This window comes from Pararhodobacter sp. (assembly GCF_036802785.1).
Taxonomy (GTDB): Bacteria; Pseudomonadota; Alphaproteobacteria; order Rhodobacterales; family Rhodobacteraceae; genus Pararhodobacter.
In genome coordinates, this window is the sequence record NZ_DAIRVN010000001.1 from 1 (window position 1) to 19130 (window position 19130).

The 19130-nt window shown below is 61.8% G+C and carries 15 protein-coding genes; 4 read left to right on the forward strand and 11 right to left on the reverse strand.

The window, feature by feature from the left end:
• Positions 1 to 139: 139 nt before the first annotated feature.
• The 4 genes from V7Q53_RS00005 to V7Q53_RS00020 all read right to left on the reverse strand — a co-directional run bounded on the left by V7Q53_RS00005 (position 140) and on the right by V7Q53_RS00020 (position 4487).
• The gene (locus V7Q53_RS00005) at positions 140 to 1336 is read right to left on the reverse strand and encodes an acyl-CoA dehydrogenase family protein (protein ID WP_333826298.1); all 1197 of its coding nucleotides are present in this window, start codon (positions 1334 to 1336) and stop codon (positions 140 to 142) included.
• A gap of 153 nt (positions 1337 to 1489) precedes the next feature.
• Positions 1490 to 1981, reverse strand: a complete 492-nt coding sequence (locus V7Q53_RS00010; RefSeq protein WP_333826299.1) for a MarR family winged helix-turn-helix transcriptional regulator — start codon at positions 1979 to 1981, stop codon at positions 1490 to 1492.
• Positions 1982 to 2086: 105 nt separating this feature from the next.
• Positions 2087 to 3229 carry an acyl-CoA dehydrogenase family protein gene (locus V7Q53_RS00015; protein ID WP_333826300.1) on the reverse strand — a complete coding sequence of 381 codons (1143 nt, stop codon included), beginning with the start codon at positions 3227 to 3229 and terminating at the stop codon, positions 2087 to 2089.
• A gap of 97 nt (positions 3230 to 3326) precedes the next feature.
• Positions 3327 to 4487, reverse strand: coding sequence for an acyl-CoA dehydrogenase family protein (locus V7Q53_RS00020; RefSeq protein ID WP_333826301.1), 1161 nt, complete (start codon positions 4485 to 4487; stop codon positions 3327 to 3329).
• A 152-nt stretch (positions 4488 to 4639) separates the two neighbouring features.
• On the opposite strand from V7Q53_RS00020, the gene V7Q53_RS00025 reads away from it, so the two are divergent.
• Together V7Q53_RS00025 and V7Q53_RS00030 are read left to right on the forward strand one after the other, a co-directional pair.
• Entirely contained in the window at positions 4640 to 6262 is a 1623-nt protein-coding gene (locus tag V7Q53_RS00025) for an acyl-CoA carboxylase subunit beta (protein WP_333826302.1), read from the forward strand.
• Between the two features lie 11 nt (positions 6263 to 6273).
• Entirely contained in the window at positions 6274 to 8277 is a 2004-nt protein-coding gene (locus V7Q53_RS00030) for an acetyl-CoA carboxylase biotin carboxylase subunit (protein WP_333826303.1), read from the forward strand.
• Positions 8278 to 8289: 12 nt separating this feature from the next.
• Here V7Q53_RS00030 and V7Q53_RS00035 read toward each other — a convergent pair whose 3' ends face one another.
• A complete protein-coding gene (locus V7Q53_RS00035; RefSeq protein ID WP_333826304.1) occupies positions 8290 to 9555 on the reverse strand; it encodes a CaiB/BaiF CoA transferase family protein in 1266 nt (421 codons plus the stop codon).
• A gap of 83 nt (positions 9556 to 9638) precedes the next feature.
• On the opposite strand from V7Q53_RS00035, the gene V7Q53_RS00040 reads away from it, so the two are divergent.
• Entirely contained in the window at positions 9639 to 10469 is an 831-nt protein-coding gene (locus V7Q53_RS00040; RefSeq protein ID WP_333826305.1) for an enoyl-CoA hydratase/isomerase family protein, read from the forward strand.
• Positions 10466 to 12268, forward strand: coding sequence for an acyclic terpene utilization AtuA family protein (locus tag V7Q53_RS00045; RefSeq protein ID WP_333826306.1), 1803 nt, complete (start codon positions 10466 to 10468; stop codon positions 12266 to 12268). Before V7Q53_RS00040 ends, V7Q53_RS00045 begins: the two co-directional genes overlap by 4 nt.
• Before the next feature lie 64 nt (positions 12269 to 12332).
• On the opposite strand, the gene V7Q53_RS00050 is transcribed toward V7Q53_RS00045, so the two are convergent.
• The 6 genes from V7Q53_RS00050 to V7Q53_RS00075 form a co-directional block, all read right to left on the reverse strand.
• The gene (locus V7Q53_RS00050) at positions 12333 to 13124 is read right to left on the reverse strand and encodes an enoyl-CoA hydratase/isomerase family protein (protein ID WP_333826307.1); all 792 of its coding nucleotides are present in this window, start codon (positions 13122 to 13124) and stop codon (positions 12333 to 12335) included.
• A gap of 17 nt (positions 13125 to 13141) precedes the next feature.
• Entirely contained in the window at positions 13142 to 14125 is a 984-nt protein-coding gene (locus V7Q53_RS00055; protein WP_333826308.1) for an NAD(P)H-dependent flavin oxidoreductase, read from the reverse strand.
• A gap of 31 nt (positions 14126 to 14156) precedes the next feature.
• Positions 14157 to 15500 carry a TRAP transporter large permease gene (locus tag V7Q53_RS00060; protein ID WP_333826309.1) on the reverse strand — a complete coding sequence of 448 codons (1344 nt, stop codon included), beginning with the start codon at positions 15498 to 15500 and terminating at the stop codon, positions 14157 to 14159.
• Positions 15500 to 16102, reverse strand: coding sequence for a TRAP transporter small permease (locus tag V7Q53_RS00065; RefSeq protein WP_333826310.1), 603 nt, complete (start codon positions 16100 to 16102; stop codon positions 15500 to 15502). The genes V7Q53_RS00060 and V7Q53_RS00065 overlap by 1 nt, the downstream gene beginning before the upstream one ends.
• On the reverse strand, positions 16090 to 17157 hold the full coding sequence (locus V7Q53_RS00070) for a C4-dicarboxylate TRAP transporter substrate-binding protein (RefSeq protein WP_333826311.1): 1068 nt from the start codon (positions 17155 to 17157) through the stop codon (positions 16090 to 16092). The genes V7Q53_RS00065 and V7Q53_RS00070 overlap by 13 nt, the downstream gene beginning before the upstream one ends.
• Positions 17158 to 17224: 67 nt before the next feature.
• The gene (locus V7Q53_RS00075) at positions 17225 to 18808 is read right to left on the reverse strand and encodes an AMP-binding protein (protein ID WP_333826312.1); all 1584 of its coding nucleotides are present in this window, start codon (positions 18806 to 18808) and stop codon (positions 17225 to 17227) included.
• Between the last annotated feature and the right edge of the window lie 322 nt (positions 18809 to 19130).

Genomic DNA, 19130 nt, shown 5'->3' on the forward strand with positions numbered 1-19130 from the left:
AAGTGCCGCCCCCGCCCCCATCTCTGCAAGCGCCTGCCAGAGCTTGCGCCCGTCGCTGCCTTCGCCGCGCTCCAGTGTGCGGCGCAGGCTGTCCTGCAGCATCCGGTGTTCATTGCTCAGGTTGAAATCCATGGCCCTCTCAGAATCCAAGCTGCGACCGGGCGATGATCCCGCGTTGAATCTCGTTTGATCCGCCATAGATCGACAGTTTGCGGTTGTTGAGATACTGGCGCAGCCCTGCTGCGGCCTCGGGCGGGCCGGGGGGGTGCTGGTCATTCGCGCCCTCCACCGCTTCAGAAGGAAAGGCCAGTGCAAGAGGGCCAACCGCCCGGCGCATCAGATCGTTGATCGCCTGTCGCACCTGCGAGCCCTTCACCTTCAGGATCGAGCTTTGAATGCCCGGTGCCTGCCCTGCCGCCGCCGCGGAAAGCATCCGCAGGTTGGTCGTCGCAAGCGCCATGAGCGCAATTTCTGTCTGGGCGAGACGCAGCGCGAAGGCGGGGTTTTCCAGCAAGGGCCGCCGGTTGGCGACCTGTCCGGCCGCGATCCGGCGCACCGCTTCAAGCCCGGCCGTGGCAAACCCGACGCCGGTAATGTTGGTACGCTCATGCGTCAGAAGGTATTTGGCGCAGGTCCAGCCTTGGTTCTCTGCGCCCACAAGATTTTCGACAGGAACTTTCACATTGTCGAAAAACACCTCATTCACCTCGGACGAGCCGTCCAGCAGTACGATCGGACGCACGCTAACGCCGGGGCTTGTCATATCGATCAGCAGAAACGAGATGCCCGCCTGCGGCTTGGCGGCGGCAGGGTCGGTGCGCACAAGGCAGAAGATACGGTTTGCGTAATGGGCCAGCGTGGTCCAGGTCTTCTGGCCGTTGACGATATAGTGCTCGCCCTCGCGCCGGGCCGAGCAGCGCAACGATGCCAGATCCGACCCCGCGCCGGGCTCGGAATAGCCCTGGCACCACCAGTCGGTGCCATCAAGAATACGCGGCAGATAATGGCGTTGTTGCGCGGGCGTGCCGAACTTCTGCAGCACGGGGCCGAGCATGGTGATGCCGAAGGGCAGCACCCGCGGCGCATGGGCAAGGGCGCATTCCTCATCGAAAATGTGCCGCTCCAGCGCGCCCCATCCGGCGCCGCCAAAGGTGCGCGGCCAAGGGCCTGCAAGCCAGCCGCGTTCGTTCAGCAGCTGGTGCCAAAGCGCGTAGTCCTCGCGCGCAAGGGTGCGTCCCAGCCGCACCTTTTCGGTAAGGCGACGGGGCAGGGTGTGCAGAAAGGCGCGCAGCTCGTCACGGAAGGCGGCGTGGTCCGGGTTGAGCGTGCTGATCATACTCTGGCGTGCCCCTCAAATCTTGCCCACGCGGGCCGTTCCGCGTTCGCTTTGTGATAGCTGCGGTACGCGCTTTTGCCCGAAAGTAATTCCTATGCGGATAATAAGCAAGTGAATAAATAACGCGTCGCATGGTTGCGTGTCTGGCCAGACTCAGTCGTTGCAGGCTTTCGCCAGATTGATCCGTGTCCGGCGCAGCAGGTCCACCAACTGATCCAGTTCGGCGTCGCTGAACCCTTCGAAGGCGATGTCATTGAGATAGGTAAACCCCTCGATAAGCACCTGTTCCTTCGCAATTCCCGCTTCTGTCAGCCAGACCCGGTTCGAGCGGCGATCCTTGCTGTCAGGCTTGCGCACGACCCAGCCGTCCCGTTCCATACGGTCAAGCAATGTACTGACAGCCACCGTGCCGATGCCGAGAATTCGCGCCAGTTCCACCTGGCTCAGGCCCTGACGGCGCAGCAGCAGGTTCATCACCCGCACCTGTGCGGCGGTCAGGTTGTGCGGCGTCATCAGCTTGTCGAAGAATCTGTTGCGCAGCCGGGCGATGTGCTGGAAGTTCAGACCGATTCCATAATTCCTCTCGCGCCATGTGCGTTCGCCCTTCTCCTGCCCGGTCGCTGCGTCTGCGCTGTGATCTTCCACCAGTTGGCTCCTCTCGATTCCGTCATTCGCGGATCATACGCCGGTGAACAGATTGACACAACGCGCCCTTGGTGGCGTCCCCTCCCGAAGACACGCGCCGGGGATCTACTGATAACCCAGTTCGCGGGCGATAATCTGCATCATCACCTCATTGGCTCCACCGCCAATGGCGACGATGCGGCTGTCACGCAAGATCCGGGAGGCCCGCGATTCCCAGAGGTAACCGGCACCGCCCCAGAACTGCAGGCACTGATCCGGCACGAGGCGCACCAGTTTTCCTGCTTTCAGCTTGGCCTGCGCGGTGCGCAACCGGACATCCTCCCCGCGCACATAACCATCGACGCAGCTATGCACCAGCGATCGCAGGCAGGCGATCTCGGTTGCCAGATCGGCCAGCGTGTAATTGATCCACTGGTTGTCAAGCAGCGGCTTGCCGAAGGCGATGCGCTCGCGCAGGTAGTCAGCGGTATCGTCCAACAGTTCCTGCATCTGCACGACGGTGCGGCTTGCGCCGAACAGCCGTTCCTCGGTGAACTGCTGCATCTGGTAAATGAAGCCCATGCCCTCTTCGCCGATGCGATAGCTCTGGGGTACGCGCACGTCATCGAAAAACACCTGTGCCGTGTCGGAAGACCAGAAACCCAGTTTGCGCAGCTTGGTACTGCGGTCGATGCCCTTGGTGTCCATAGGCACGATAATCAGCGACTTGTTCTTGTGGGGCCCGTTTTCAGCGTCGGTATTGGCGAGCAGACAGATGAAGTCTGCGCGGTTGCCGTTCGTTGTCCACATTTTGCCGCCGTTGATGATGTAATCACTGCCATCCTTGCGCGCTGTGGTTTTGATGCTGGAGACATCCGAGCCGGCACCAACCTCGGACACCCCGAGCGAGGCAACCATGTCGCCTGCGATGGCGGGGGCAAGAAACTGGCGCCGCAGCGCATCGCTTCCGTGGCGTGCCAAAGCCGGCGTTGCCATGTCTGTCTGCACCCCCAGCGCACTGGCGATGCCGCCCGCATGGATATGGCCCAGTTCCTCGGCCCAGACGGCATTGTAGCTATAATCAAGGCCCGAACCGCCGTATTCCACAGGCTTGGTAATCCCGAGAAAACCTGCGTCGCCGGCCTTCTTGAACAATGCCGTGGGAAATTCTTCGCGGTCCTCCCATTCCGACACATAAGGGTTGATCTCGCGGTCAATGAACGCGCGGATAGAGGCGCGCAGAGCCGTGTGTTCGTCGGTTCTGTCCATCGGGTTTTCTCCATTGCCGGTCAATATTGGTTGCGCTTTCTGCTGCGCCCGCCGACATTTTCTCAGCCTGCCGACGGCGCAGGCCGTGTCGGGGCTGTCAGTAGGACTTGGGTAAGCCCAGAGCGCGCTCGGCCAGAAAGCATAAGGCGAGTTGCTGGCTGACAGGCGCGAGATAGGGAATCATCACTTCGCGGAACAACCGTTCGACATGGTATTCGCGCGCGTAACCCATGCCGCCATGCGTCGCCATCGACTGACGGCACATGTCTTGCGCAGCTTCGGCAGCAAGATATTTTGCCGCATTTGCCTCCACCCCGCAGGGCTGACCCGCATCATAGAGCGCCGCCGCCTTGCAGATCATCATCCGCGCCGCCTCAAGGTTCGCCCAACCCGCTGCGAGCGGGTGCTGGATGCTTTGATTCATGCCGATCGGCCGCCCGAATACCACACGATCGCGGGCGTATTGCGTCGCTCGGCGCAGTGCATCAAGGCCAAGACCCACAGCCTCTGCCGCGATTAGAATACGTTCAGGATTCAGGGAATGCAGCAGATAATCGAAGCCCTTACCTTCCTCACCCACCAGATCGTCGGCGGGAATCTCAAAATTGTCGATGAACAACTCGTTGGAGTCGATGGCTTTGCGGCCCATCTTGTCGATCTGACGCACGTCGATGGCCCTGCGGTCCATATCGGCGAAAAACAGGCTGAGACCGGCGGTGGGATTGGCCTCATCGCGTTCAGAGGTGCGGGCGATCAGCATGATCTTGTCAGCCACCTGCGCCGTCGAGGTCCAGATCTTGTGACCGTTGACGATATAGCGATCGCCGTTGCGCACCGCCCGGGTTGTGAGCCGTGTGGTGTCCAGGCCGGTGTTGGGTTCGGTCACGGCAAAGCACATTCTGGATTTTCCGGCGATGATTCCGGGCAGCCAACGCGCGGATTGTTCGGGTGTGCCAAACTTTATCAGCGATTTCGGGCCGAAGATGTTCATATGCACTGACGATGCCGCCGTCATGCCGCCGCACTTTGCAACCTCGGTCATCATCAGTGCCGCATCGAACACCCCCAGCCCGCTGCCGCCGAACTCTTCCGGCATGGTAATGCCAAGCCAGCCGCCTTCGGCGAGAGTCTCAACGAAGTCTAAGGGAAATTCGCCGCTACGGTCGCGCTCGGCCCAGTAGTCATCGTCGAAACCGGACATGGTCGCCTGCAAGGCAGCTATCAGGGTTTCGTGCTCTGTCGATAAGGTGAAACTCATCGCAACATTTCCTTGCCTTGGGCCGGAGGGTTGGCATACAAGCTAATAATTCGCTAGCAAACAGTAGTCAAACCAGAAATTTGTCCCGGATGTCTGATCCGCGCAGAACGGGCCAACCCGGCAGGGCAAGGAAGCAAACTGGAAGGATCGCGATGCCGAGGTTCCATTCAAGGCTTGAGAGCACGACGCCCGGGTTCGGGGCAAATCAGGCCGATATGTCGCGCCTGCTGGACGAGCTTTCGACGCTGCATCAGCGCGCAGCAACGCTGTCAGAGAAGCGGCGTTCCCGTTTTGAAGAGCGCGGGCAATTGTCGCCCCGCGCCCGGCTTGGCCATCTGCTGGACCCGGGCATGCCCTGGCTGGAAATCTACAGTTTGGCAAATTATCTGGTCCATGACGAAAACCCCGAAACCTCGGTGCCCGGCGCGTCGGCGATTGCCGGGATTGGCTATGTCAGCGGTGTACGGATGATGATTTTCGTCACCGACAGCGGCATCAACGCCGGTGCGTCGACACCCCGCACCGGGCAGAAAATGCGCAACTGTCTTGATCTGGCGTTGCGGCACAAACTGCCGTTCATTCATCTGGTGGAAAGCGCCGGGGCCAATCTGCGCACCTATGAAGTGGAAGGATGGGCGAATGGTGGCGGCATGTTCCGCAGGCTTGCCAACCTCTCGGCGGCGGGTATTCCGACCCTGGCTGTGCTGCATGGACCCTCAACGGCAGGCGGGGCGTATTATCCGGGGCTGAGCGACTATGTGATCGCGGTCAAAGGCCGCGGCGCGGCCTCGCTTGGCGGCGCGGCACTGGTCAAGGCGGCGACCGGCGAAGAGGCTGATCCGGAAGCGCTGGCAGGCGCGCAGATGCACGCGACCATCTCGGGGCTGGTGGAGTATCTCGCCGAAAATGACGCCGATGCAATCGCGATCGCCCGGTCGATCGTGGCGCGGCTGGACTGGAACCGCCGTTGCACTGCGCCGGTCCTGCCCGCCTACGCGCGACCCGTTCACGATCCGGCAGAACTGACGGGGATTGTGGCCGTGGATTACCGCAAACCCTATGATGTGCGCGAAGTCGTGGCGCGAATAACGGATGGGTCGGAATTTGACGATTTCAAACCCGGTTACGGCGCGTCTGTCGTCTGTCTGCAAGCGGCCATCATGGGGCATGCCTGTGCCATAATCGGCAATAACGGCCCTATCGATACGCAAGGAGCGGCCAAGGCGGCGCAGTTCATCCAGCTTTGCGATCAGTCCGATACGCCGCTGATCTTCCTGCACAATGTCACCGGCTATATGGTCGGAACCCGGCATGAACAGGCCGGCATGGTCAAGCATGGATCAAAGATGATCCAGGCTGTTGCCAATGTCACGGTGCCCAAGATTTCGATGTATATCGGGGCCAGTTTCGGTGCCGGAAACTACGGGATGGCGGGCTATGCCTATGAGCCGGATTTCCTGTTCTCCTGGCCGAATGCACGCTCGGGCGTGATGGGCGGCGAGCAGGCTGCAATCACCCTGGAGCAAGTGGCGCGTGCGTCTGCGGCGCGCAAGGGCGCCGGGGTTGACGAAGCGGCCTTGGCGGAACAACGCGCGGGCCTGATCGCGCATTTCGACCGGCAGTCAAATGCATTCTACACCTCCGGGCGGCTGCTTGACATGGGTGTCATCGACCCCCGCGACAGCCGCAGGGTGCTTGGCTTCTGCCTGCAGACATGCCGCGAAGCGCGCAACCGTATCTTGCGGCCCAACAGCTTTGGCGTGGCCCGGATGTGAAAGGCAAAGTGATGCAACATTTTGACACTGTTCTGATCGCCAACCGTGGCGAAATCGCCTGCCGGATCATTCGTTCCGCAAGAAAGCTGGGGTTGCGCACGGTCGCTGTCTATTCAGAAGCGGACCGGGGCGCATTGCACACCCGCCTTGCCGACGAAGCCGTCTTTATCGGGCCGGGACCTGCGGCGCAGTCCTATCTGCTGGCGAGCCGGATTATCGCGGCCGCGCAGCAAAGCGGCGCTCAGGCGGTCCATCCCGGCTATGGCTTCTTGTCTGAGAATGCCGGATTTGCCGAAAGCTGCGATGCGGCGGGTCTGATCTTTGTCGGGCCGAATGCGCAGGCAATCCGCCTGATGGGCGACAAGGCCGCCGCCAAACGCCGTATGATCGACGCTGGTGTGCCCTGTGTTCCGGGTTATCAGGAGGCGGACCAGTCCGACGCAACTTTGCTTGCTGCGGCGCAGAAGATCGGGTTTCCGCTGATGGTCAAGGCCACTGCTGGTGGCGGCGGGCGGGGAATGCGTCTGGTGCATGAATGCCGGTTTCTGGCAGAGGCACTTGGTAACGCACGAGCCGAGGCGCTCAGCGCTTTCGGCGACGGCGGGCTGATCCTTGAGAAGGCGGTGATTGCGCCGCGCCATGTGGAAATACAGATATTTGCGGACAGCCATGGCAACGTCATCCATCTGGCTGAGCGGGATTGTTCGGTGCAGCGCCGTCATCAGAAAGTGATCGAGGAAGCCCCGTGCCCGGTCATGACGCAGGAGCTGCGCGCGCGGATGGGCACAGCAGCGGTCGAAGCCGCGCGTTCGATCGGGTATTGCGGCGCAGGGACGGTTGAGTTCCTGCTGGATGCAGATCAGAAGTTCTATTTTCTTGAAATGAACACACGGCTTCAGGTCGAACATCCGGTGACCGAAATGGTTACCGGCCTTGATCTGGTTGCCATGCAGTTTCAGGTCGCAGCGGGGCAAAAACTGTCCGTGACGCAGGCGGATGTCGCGTTAAACGGCCATGCCATCGAAGCGCGGATCTATGCCGAGGATCCGGCCAATGATTTCCTGCCCGCCACTGGACGCATCGCGGCCTGGCATGTCCCGCAAACCGAGGGCATCCGTGTCGATTCAGGGGTGGTGGCGGGACAGGAGATATCGCCGTTCTACGATCCGATGGTTGCCAAGGTCATCGCATGGGGCCGCAACCGCGACGAGGCGCGCGTGTCGCTGATGTCTGCATTGCGCAAAACGCGCTTCTTCGGCCCAGCCTCCAATCTGCATTTCCTGATGGATATTCTGGGGCGACCGGCTTTTGCCGCTGGCAAAGCGACGACAGCCTTCATCGGTGAGGAATTTGGCGATACGGGTTTCGTTCGCGCGCAGGCCGGAACCGATCTGTTCGCGGTCGCCGCAATGATTGACTATCTTGCACAGCATCAGGCAGCGGCAGAGTTGGCCATAGCGGTTCCGTCGGAACTGGTGAACTGGGCGTTGACCGGCACGGTTGCCAGCACTGTGACGCTGTCTTCGGGCGAAGCGTGCCATCGTGTTGCCACCCAGGCAACCGGCGCGGCGGCTTATCGAGTCTCGCTGGCCGAAGCGATACACGAGGTTGAAGTGCTGGATCAGGGCAGTGATCTGATCCGCCTGCGTATTGACGGCAAGCAGAGCGAAATCCTGTTCGCCAGAACCGCGCATAACGCATGGCAGTTGAGCACTGGTCTCGCCACACACACCTTTGATCGGCATATCCCCGGACGGAAAGATGCCGATCCGTCCGGGCGCGACGGCCTGGTGCGTTCGCCCATGCATGGCGTGCTTGTCGAACTCTGCGTAGCGCCCGGTCAGGATGTGGTTGCAGGTACCCGCCTTGCCGTGGTCGAGGCGATGAAAATGCAGCACGATATTCGCGCTGCGGTGGCTGGGCAGGTGGGACGGATCGCCGCAACGGCCGGTGCGCAGGTTGCGGATGGCGCGCTTCTGGTTGAGATTATTGCGCTGGAGCCATCGGATGCCTGATCCTTTCCGGCGTCAGGAGAGCGCCTCATCCGGCGGCCCAAAAGCACCGGCCTTGGCCAAGGCGTCCAGACGGGCAGCATCATAGCCGTCAAGCGCCAGCAGCACGTCGCGTGTATGCGCGCCGATGGCAGGCGCGGCGACCGGCGCCACGGTCGGAGTTGATGAGAAGCGCAGCGGCAGGGCGATATTGGGAACTTTCCCGGCCGTGGGATGGTCGATGCGGGTGATCACACCAGTGGCACGCGTCACCTGCGAATGAAGCGATTCCGCGAGTGTCTGCAGGCGACCGGCAGGTACGTTTCCGGCGCGCAGGACCGGTTCCCAATGGGCCCAGGGATATCGGCTGAATTTCTCTTGCAGCGCGCGTTCGATCTCCTTGCGGCGCGCGAGACGCCGGGCCGGGTCCAGCAGGCCGGGGTCGTCTGCGATCTCTTGCAGGCCGACGGCGCGGGCGAGCCGCTGAAAGATCTTGGTGCTGGGCGAAGACAGAAAGAATGCCGTGTCACTAGCATGAAAAATGCCACCCGGTGCCGAGTCGATTGATGCATTGCCCAGTCGCCCCGGCTCGATGCCGCTGACCAGATACTGCATCGGCGCCCAGCCCAGCATCGACAGTGCAGTTTCATACAGCGAAATATCGACGCGCTGGCCCTTTCCGCTCACACTCCGGCTAAGCAGCGCAGCAAGGACCGCATTGGTGGCCATCATCCCGGTGGATATGTCCATAATAACGGGTTGCGTGCGCATGCCCGCGCCGTCGGCATCGCCGTTCAGCGACATGAAGCCGCTTTCAGCCTGCACGATCGGATCGAACCCCAGACGATCCGCGAACGGCCCTTCCTGGCCGTAGGCGGTGATGGCGCAATAGATCAGATCCGGCTGCTCGGCGCGAAGACTTTCATCCCCCAGGCCGAAACGCGCCATCACACCGGCCGAGAAGTTTTCGATCACGACATCGGCAGTGCGGATCAGGTCGCGTGCCACTGCCGCAGCCTGCGCGCATTTCAGGTCAAGGACGATGCCCTTCTTGTTGCGGTTGGCCCAGAGAAACGCCGCGCCCTGATTGTCCAGCTCTGGCCGTGCCGCGCCATACTTGCGAAAGCCTTCGCCGCCCGGCGCTTCGATCTTGATCACCTCGGCGCCCATGTCTGCCAGTGTCATGGAACAAAATGGCCCGGCAATAAAATGGGAGAAATCCACAACCCGCAGGCCGCTGAGCGGGCCTTCTGCGCCCGGGGGGCCGGAATGATCGGGAAGCAAGGAAACCGGGTTGATCATCACCGCCTCGACAAAAGTTCGCTTGCGAATTAAATATGACACTAATAGTCTGCATGCAACTTATTTTAGCAAGGAGCCCTTCCATGCCTTTGCAGCTTCTCCAATGTCAGACCCTCCTGCTGACGCAACGGGGCGGTCGGCTGGATGTCACGCTGAACCGCCCTGAGTCCCGGAACGCCATCAATACGCAAATGGCGGAAGAGTTTTCTGCGCTTCTGGACTGGTTGATGGAATGCGATGTTATTCGTCTTGTGGTGCTGCGCGGTGCGGGTGGCCACTTCTGTGCAGGCGGCGACATAAAAGAGCGCCACAGCATGAGTGAGTCGCTGCCCGGGGATGGCTCTGACCCGGTCAAGGCGCGCAACGAACGCGCGGGGCAGGGCTTCCTCAAGTTTCAGAACCTGCCCCAGACCACCATCGCCGCCGTCGAGGGGTCGGCCTTTGGCGGCGGGCTCGGGTATGCCTGCATGGCCGATATCACCATCGTGGCAAGGGGTGCCCGTCTGGGTATGCCGGAAACGCGGCTTGGCATTGCACCGGCCCAGATTGCGCCCTTTGTCGTCAAACGTGTCGGTCTTGCGCGTGCGCGCCAGCTTGCACTTACGGCCAGCCGGTTTGGCGGACAGGAAGCTTATGAGTACGGTATCGCCCAGTATCTCTGCGATGATGACGAACTGGAAAATACCGTCGAACAGGTCGCCGCGCAGGTAATGGCCTGCGCGCCCAGGGCCAATGCCGCCACCAAGGAGATACTGCTCGCGGTCGGCACCATGCCGGACGAGGAATTGCCCGGTTTCGCGGCGACACGCTTTGCCGCGCTCAGCCGTGGCCCCGAAGGTCGCGAGGGGCAGGCTGCATTCAGCGAGAAACGCGCTCCGAACTGGGCGCTCGCCACTGAAGGAGAGGCCTCATGACCGCGTCCCGCTCTGTGCGTATCGGCGGGGCCGCCGGTTACTGGGGTGACAGCACACAAGCCCCGCGCCAGTTGGTCGAGAACGGCAATGTCGACTATCTGGTCTTCGATTATCTGGCCGAAGTCACCATGTCGGTCCTTGTGCGTGCCAAGGCCGCCGACCCGACCAAGGGATATGCCGCCGATTTCGTGCATCTGGTGATGAAACCGTTGCTGCCTGACCTCAAGGCCAGAGGCATCAGAATTGTGGTCAATGCCGGCGGCGTCAACGTCACCGCCTGCGCCGAGGCACTGCGCAAGGTTGCTGCGGATCTGGGTATTCCGCTCAGGATCGGCACTGTCGAAGGTGACGATCTGCTCGGGCGCGTGGATGCGCTGCGCAGCCGCGACATCCGCGAGATGTTTTCCGGCGCGCCGCTGCCCCGGGAGCTGACCAGCGCCAATGCCTATCTCGGCGCTTTTCCCATTGCCGCCGCTCTTTCTGGCGGGGCCGAAGTGGTCATCACGGGCCGTTGCGTCGACAGCGCCCTGACGCTGGGGGTACTGATTCATGAATTTGGCTGGCAGCCAGAGGCCTTTGACCAGCTCGCCGCAGGTACGCTGGCGGGGCACATTCTGGAATGCGGCGCGCAGGCAACCGGCGGCAATTTCACCGACTGGCAGGATTCGGTATCCGGTTGGGATAACATGGGCTACCCCATTGCCGAGTGTTTTGACGACGGGCGCTTTGTCATTTCCAAACCCGAGGGTACCGGCGGGATTGTCTCGCGGCTATCAGTGGGCGAACAGATCCTGTACGAAACCGGCGATACCCGGGCCTATATCGTGCCCGATGTGATATGCGACTATTCGGAGGCCGTGCTGGAACAAAGCGCACCCGGTGAGGTCAGCATAACAGGGGTGAAAGGCCGCGCTCCGACCCACACTTTCAAGGTTTCTGCCACCTATCGCGACGGATACCGCGCCTCGGCGATGACGCTTGTCACTGGCTTTGACGCCGTCGCCAAGGTGCGCCATTACAGTGATGCGCTGCTCAGACGTGTCCGCCGCCTGCTGGCCGAACGCGGCATGGCAGATTTTGACCGCACGGCGGTCCATGTGATCGGCGCGGAAACGCTTTGGGGTGAAAACGCCAGCGCGCATGCTGCCGAAGCCCGCGAAGTGGTGGTGCAGATTGATGTGCGCCATCAGGAAAAGGCGGCGATTGAGCTGTTCTCGAAGGAAACCACCGGCGTTGCGCTGTCGATGACCACAGGCCGCTGTGGCGTGGGCGAGGCCGGGCGCCCCAAAGCAACACCCGTGGTGGCGCAATTTGCGTTTCTCCTCGACAAATCTGAAGTCGTGCCTGTGGTTTCGGTGGATGGTCTGTCCTTGGGTTTCGTTTCGCCGCATCAACCGCATGCACCGGCTCCGCCCCCTTCGGCGCCGCCAAAGGCAGCGGTCTGTGACCGCCCGCGCAGCACCCGCCGCCTGATTGATATTGCAGTTGCCCGCAGCGGCGATAAGGGCAATTCCGCCAACGTCGGACTCATGGCGCGCAAGCCGGAGTTTTACGAGGTCCTCTGCCGCGAAGTGACGCCACAGAAAGTGGCGGCGTGGTTTGGCCATGTCACCAAAGGCGAGGTTTCATGCTATGGCGCGCCCGGCATGGGGGCGGTGAACTTTGTGTTGCGTGAAACGCTGGACGGCGGCGGCACCTCGTCACTTCATCTCGACAAACTGGCCAAGACCTATGGCCAGCAACTGCTGGCCATGCCTGTCGAGGTTCCGACCGCGCTTCTGGACGAAAACATCTCTTAAGCCATCAGCCGGAATCAGCCCGCGATGCCGTTTCTTGCCGTGACTGGTCTGATTGTGCCGCTTGTCAGTGGGGCCATTTGAACCTGAAGGGTTTCTTTCCAAGGAACCGCCTCACCGCATCAGCATGGTAGTCGCTGGCAAAGCAGATTGCCTGGTTCTGCGCTTCAGCTTCAGCGATCTGGCGCAGATCCATGGCGAAACTCTGATCCAGCAGCATCTTGCTGACCCCGATTGCCGTGGGCGAGGCATTGCAGAATGCTTCGGCCATTTCCTGAGCGACATCCGCGATCCGGTCAGCAGGAACGATGCGATAGATAAGCCCCATCTCCAGCGCTTCCTCTGCCCGCACCTCACGCGCGGTAAAGATCAGATCCTTGGCGCGGGCAAGGCCGACAAGGCGCGGCAACGTATAGTGCAACCCGAGATCCGGCGCGAGGCCCAGCCGCCCGAAAGAGGCACAGAAGCGGGCCTCAGGGGTGGCCAGCACGAAATCGGCCAGCATTGCCCAGCCGAACCCGGCCCCATATGCCGGGCCGTCAACCGCCGCGATCACCGGCTTGTCGATCGACGCCAGCGCCTGAACCAGCGTTCCGGTCGCCCGCATCCGGTTGCGCCCCACCTCGACCGACCCGCCGATGCTGCCCATATCCCTGATGTCACCACCCGCGCAGAAACTGCCGCCCTTGCCGGTAACGATCAGCGCGCGGATGTCATTATCCGTGCTGATGCGCTTGATGACGGGGGGCAGTTCCTCGCGCATCTGCAGGCTGATCGCGTTTCGCGCCTCGGGGCGGTTGAATGCTAGTCTGGCAACCCCGTCATTCACATCAAACTCGATGGTTTCGAACGCGCTCATGTCAGCGATTCCTCTGATCATTGTGCATCCGCGTCTTGCGAAGGGCAGGGGCTTTGGCGGTTGCGAAACGGGTCTGCGGTCATTGCCGTGATTGCGGCTTCGTATTCGCGCGCCAGCGTGTCGCAAAGTTGTGCCACGCTGGGTATATCGCGGCACGCTGCCACGCCCTGCCCGGCGGACCAGATGTTTTTCCATGCCTTGGGCCGGTCTTCATGAGAGCGGTGACCGCCCTCCCATGGTGGCAGGGTGTCGGGGTCCAGCCCGGCTGCGGCAATCGACGGGCGCAGGAAATTGGCATTCACCCCCGAGATCGCCGAAGTATAGACGATGTCCGATGCGCAGGCGTCCACGATCATCGCCTTGTGGGCGTGAGGCGCGGCGGCCTCCTTCGTGGCGATGAAGCGCGTTCCTGCATAGGCAAGATCTGCCCCTGCCATCCGCGCGGCGGCGATCTGGGCGCCGGTGCTTATGGCGCCCGACATCAGGATGGTGCCGTCGAACACAGTGCGGATTTCTTGCATCAGCGCGAAGGGATGGAGCGTTCCGGCATGCCCTCCCGCTCCGGCGCTGACGGCGACGATGCCATCAACCCCGGCAGCCGCCGCCTTGACGGCGTGACGCAGGTTGATCACGTCATGAAATACCAGCCCGCCATAGGCCTGCACTGCTTGCACAATCTCGCTCACTGCGCCGAGTGATGTGATCACAAGGGGCACACGATGCGCAACAACGGCCGCAAGATCCTTGTCGAGGCGTGTGTTCGAGCGATGCACGATCAGATTGACGCCGAAAGGCGCGGCGCCGGTACAGGGCAGGAGCCGCTCCCCGATCTCGTCGAGCCAGTCCACGAATTGCGCCGTCGTGCGCCCGTTCAGCGAGGGGAACGTGCCGACAACACCCGCGCGACAGGTTTCCACGACCAGATCAGGCCCCGAGGCGATGAACATCGGCGCCGCGATGAGGGGCAGGCGCAGCTTGGCGAGGCGGGCAGGTATGGGCATCGCAGGTCTCCGGTCAGGGGCGGCGGGCGCCTCAGTTCATGGTATTGGGCAGGAAAAGCGACAGGATCGGAAACGCCAGAAGCAGCCCGAGCACCACAAGATCAATCGCCAGAAACCGCGCCACGCCCTTGAAGGTCTTGGTCGCATCCACGAGCCGGTCACTGACCGAGGCCACGACAAAGACATTCAGCCCCATTGGCGGTGTCACCAGCCCGATTTCCAGCAGCTTGACCACAATCACCCCGAACCAGATCAGATCCAGCCCGTAGCCTTCAACCAGCGGGATGACGAAGGGCAGCGTCAGCAGCATGGTGCCGATGGGATCAAGAAAGACGCCCATGATCAGATAAAGAAACGCGATTGCCAGAAGCACCTGCCACATCGACAGATTGGAGGCCTGGATGACCTCGACAAAGGCTGCCGTCACGCCGGTAAGCGAGACCAGCGAAACGAAGATCTTGGCGCCGACCGCGATGAAGAACAGCGCTGCGGATGTTTTTGCCGTCTGTACGAAGCTGTCCTTGATCGCCGCCCATCCCAGCCTGCGCGACAAGACCCCGAAACACAGCGCGAAGGCAAGGCTTACCGCCGCTGCCTCGGTTGCGGTGAAGATGCCGCCGTAGATGCCGCCGATGATGATCGACATCAGCATGACAGCGGGCCAGGCCATCAGCATCGCCCGCCATTTCTCGCCCCGCTCAAAGGTGATCTCTGCCCTGGGTGCGATAGCCGGGTTCACCCGCACCCAGATCATCACGGTGATGATGAACCCCGCAAGCGTCAGCAGACCGGGAATGACCCCGGCAAGGAACAGGCGGCTGACCGACTGCTCGGTGAACATTGCATAAAGCACGAAGAGGATGCTTGGCGGGATCAACGCACCGAGTGTGCCACCCATGGCCACCGTCGATCCGGCAAGCTGCGGGCTGTAGTTCCAGCGCATCATCTCAGGCACACAGATCCGCCCCATCGACGAGGCGCAGGCCATGCTGGACCCGGTGATGGCCGAAAACCCGCCGCAGCCGAAAAGCGAGGCGATGGCAAGCCCGCCCGGTACCCGTGCCAGCCATATCCGCACGGCGTTGTAGATATCGGTGGTGATCCGCGCGTGATAGGCAATGTGCCCCGCTGCGATGAACATCGGCACCATGCTGAGCGAGTAGGAATGCAAAAACTCGAAGGCATTCGACTGGATCAGCGACAGTGTCGAGTTGAGGCCCCGCTCCAGGTTGAAGCTGCGCCCGGGACGCCAGGCATAGACAAGGAAGACGCAGATCGCCGCGACACAACCAAGGGCAAAGCCGATGGGAACGCGAACGATCAGAAGCAACAGTACAACTGCAAATCCGATCGCGCCAATCGTGGTGGGGTCCATCACTCAATCCGTTGGTTCTGGCGCGTTGCGCGCAATCTTGCATAGGTGTCGAGGAACAGCAGATCCAGCAATCGCAAGGTGAACACCGCGTATCCGACAAAGAAGGCGAGCTTGCCCGGCCATTCGGGAAGGCGGAGGGAGCCGAAATAGAAGGCATTGGTCAGAAGCGCGTCCATCAGTGCCCGGTAACCGGCGTAGAACAGCACCGAAGCAATAAGCAAACCGACGACGCAGGCCAGCGCGTTCAGCAGGATGGCATGCCGGTTCTGGAAACGCCGGGTAAGGACATCGACGGTGATGAAACCGCGTTCAGCCGCAACCTTGCCAAGCGGCAGCACCAGCGCCGCGATCATCAGCTCGCCGACAATGACGGCTTCGTCATGCAGGCTCATGTTCAGAAGGTTGCGCATGACGACACCGGCAACAACGTAAAGCGCCATCCCGGCGACGGCCAGCGCCGAAAGCATCACCAGCAGATCTTCGATCAGGCCAAGGGCCTTGCCCCAAAGGCCGCGCGGTCGGTCAAGCGCGCTTTGTGGGCCGCCGTGTGAAGGGGGGTCGTTAACGACCCCCCCTCGGTCTTGCGGGTTCAGCGTTCCCATGGGTAGCCCAGTTCCTGACGCTCGGTGTCGTATTTCACCAGAAGCGCCCGGTAGGTGTCGAACATGGCCTGACCGTCATAGCCCAGAGCATTCATCTGCTCGACCCAGCTCTGATTGTGGACGTTCGCAGCCTCGGTAAGCAGCAGCAGATCTTCCTGGGGGAAGTCGTAAACAGTGACCTGCCGGCCGATTTCGCCGCTTTCGAGGCCTGCGCGAATGACGGCCATTTCTTCGATCTGGGAACGTGCGAAACGGTCGATCATCTCGCCGCCCGCAGCCAGAAGCGCTTGCTGATGCGCCTCGGACAGATCGTCGAATTCTTCCTTGTTCATGGCGATCCCGAACGAACCGATGCCGCCCCACTGTGCGATCGAAAAGTGATTGGCCACTTCATAGGTGTTATAGGCGGCGGCGGTGTAGAAATACCCGGTGGTGCAATCCACCAGTCCGGTATCGAGCGCCGAATACACATCCTGAAAGCCCATGTTCATCGTATTGGCGCCCAGATCATTGAGCACCAGGGCATAGACGCCGCTGGCGCGGATCCGCAAACCGGAGAAATCTGCAACAGATTCAATCTTGTGCGTGCCACGGCATTCGAAGTTGAGGCCGGTGGAGCTGAAGTTGCCCAGATAGACGAGGTTCTGATCGGCGAACATGCTGATCTGATCCTCATCGGTTGTCATCAGTTCGTACATGGCGCGCTGAACGACCCAGGGGTCGGAATACTGCGTTGGCAGGTCTCCGATGGAAAATCCGGCCAGGCGCGCCGGGTCGTAGGATCCGAGCACGGTGCCGAGATCGGCCACACCGTCACGCACGGCCTGCGGCGTTGCGGTCAGGCTCACCAGCGCGCCGCCCCAGTGAATGTTCACCGAAACTTCGCCATCGGTCAGGCGGTTGACGGTATCCGCAAAGTCCTGCAGCGCCACCGAGCGGGTGCCGCGGTTTGGCCCCCCCTCGGCATAGGTCAGCACAATCTGCGCCGGGGCCGAGGCAGCCACACTGCATCCGAGTGCCAGGCCTGCAAGGATCGATCCGATCTTGAATTTCATCTGTTCCTCCTCCGTTTTGTTGTGGGCCGGGCTCTCCTCTGCCCGGCGGGTCGTTGTTCATGCGTGCTCAGGCCAGTGCGCTTGTCTGTTGCAGCGCTTCGCGCCTGAGCCGCGCCTTGTCGATCTTGCCGACATTGGTCTGTGGCAGGGCTTCGTTGCAGAAGCTGTAGCTTCGTGCCAGCTTGTAGCCAGCCACCAGCCCGCGACAGAAGGCGGTGAGTTGTGCCGCATCGGTCTGCATCCCGGCCCTGAGGCGGATGACGGCATGTACCCGCTCGCCCCATCGCGCATCGGGCAGGCCGAACACTGCCACTTCAGACACCGCCGGATGCAGGGCGAGCGCGTTTTCCGTCTCGACAGGGTAGACATTCTCGCCGCCGGTCACGATCATTTCGACCGTGCGACCAGCAAGGTGGACGAAGCCCGTGTCATCCATCCAGGCAGCATCGCCTGTATGATACCAGCCACCCCGCAGCGCCTGCGCCGTAAGCTCAGGCTGATTCCAATAGCCGTTCATCACATTCGGGCCACGCACGATGATCTCGCCCGTCGCGCCACGCGCCACGTCGCACCCCGCTTCATCAACGATGCGCATATCGACATGGCGAACGGGGGTGCCGATGGTGCCAAGGGTCTTTGAGCCGGGATAGTGCTCCGCCGGCGGCAGGGCTGTTACTACGGGCGCACATTCGGTCATCCCGAAGGCCTGGCAGAAACTGATGCCTGGCAGCGCCTCCATCACCCGCGCCAAAAGGGCCTGCGGCATGACCGCCGCCCCGTAGCTCACCAGCCGCAGCGACGACAGGTCATGACGGCCGAAATCAGGGTGGTCGAGCAGCATCTGCAGCATTGTGGGAACCATCTGCACGGCGGCAATGCGGTGCGTCTCGATGGCCTGCAGGGCGAGGGCGGGTTCGAACCGGGGCACGATGACTGTCAGGTTCTGAAGCAGCGGCGCCGTGAATACCCGCGAGCCGGACCCCAGATGAAACATCGGCCCTGACAGAAGCTGCGCCTCGCGGTCACGGAAACCATAGATGGGGATCGCGCCCAGAGCGTTGGTGAACAGCGCTGTATGGCTCAGCATCACGCCTTTGGGGCGCCCGGTGGTGCCGCCGGTATAGAACAGCATCGCCACATCCTGGCCCGCCGAGCCGAGCATGCGGATATCCTCGCCACCCTCCGGGTCACAGTCCGGACCATGGCCAGATGCGTCAGCTATAGCGTCATGGCTTACGGCTGCGCCTTCGGGGGCCGGGCCATCGTCTGCGTGGATCAGGAAAGCGATGCCGGTCTCACGCTGCATCTGGCGTGCCAGTTCCCAATGGGCGGTGTCGGCAAAGAGGACCTTTGGGGCGCAATCGGCAAGCACGCCCGCCATCTCATGTGCTGCGTAGCGGATGTTCACTGGCACCGAAATCGCCCCGATCCGCGAGGGCACGTAGTAGCATTCAAAAAGCCGGTGTGAATTGAAACCAAGGAAAGCAACGCGATCACCGGGGCTTACGCCCAGTTCGACAAGCCCGCGTGCAAGGCGCCAGCAACGGTCCTCCAGCGCGCGCCAGGTCAAGCATGTTTTTCCTGAGCGAAGGGCAGGTGCGTCACCCGCCAGACGGGCCGCCCTTGTGATCATGTCACCAAGCCGGATCATGCTTCCACCACACCATCAGCAGCAACAATGCAAAGGCCGGTTCCGGCGCAGGGCCGTACCAAGGCTGGCGTCATCTCGGTTCCCCCCTTTGTTCCGCCGACCCCGCGCGCTTGCAGCGGAAAGTCGTTCGGCTACTAACTATACACTGCATAATCAGAATGCCCCTGTCAATCGCCTCGTCACCCCCCGGCACATTTCTTCCTGAAAAGCGGCCGGGAGCGGGGCAGAGGTGGGGTCTTGCAGCGCTGCGCTCAAGGCATCTGCGCGACCAGCAGAGGATGGTGTTGGAAAGGCATGCTGCCCCCCTGCCGCACAGGCAGTT